The organism is Acinetobacter sp. OYA S30 (assembly GCF_033599315.1).
In the GTDB taxonomy this organism is placed as follows: Bacteria; Pseudomonadota; Gammaproteobacteria; order Pseudomonadales; family Moraxellaceae; genus Acinetobacter; species Acinetobacter baumannii.
Genome location: NZ_JAWVAV010000148.1, coordinates 1 through 453 on the forward strand (window position 1 = coordinate 1; position 453 = coordinate 453).

Genomic DNA, 453 nt, shown 5'->3' on the forward strand with positions numbered 1-453 from the left:
TGTGCTAAATCAGTGCGGTCTTTTACGCCATATTGCTTGGCAGTACCTTCGAGAAACTGAAATCCACCAGTCGCCCCGGTTTCTTTGTTATAGGCTTTTGCATTACCTTTCGATTCGATCATATGAATCGCGGATAATGTTCCTGATGGAAGTTTGTATTTAGACTCTAGATCTGCAAAGCCGAATTTTGAAGCATTCGCTAGGACTTTCGCATTTACACTTAGTACTTTTTGCTGATTTTTAAGCTCCTTGTTTTGCTCACGTATAGAATCAGTTCTAGCATCCGTGATGGCTTTGATTGATTCTTCTGCTTTCCAAGTATCCGTTAATGCTTTCATAGCCTCTCGGTCTGCTGCCTTAAGACCCTTAGCTAATGAATCTTTATAAAGCTTCAGTAAATCATTAGCCTGAGACTCAGAAAAACCTTTTTTCATTACTATCTCGACAAATTGC

At 39.7% G+C, this 453-nt stretch carries 1 protein-coding gene; it reads right to left on the reverse strand.

Annotated features, from left to right (window positions below; all coding sequences use genetic code 11):
* Positions 1-453 (reverse strand): transglycosylase SLT domain-containing protein (locus R5R67_RS19560; protein WP_318755218.1); only part of this gene is annotated, 453 nt, incomplete at both ends.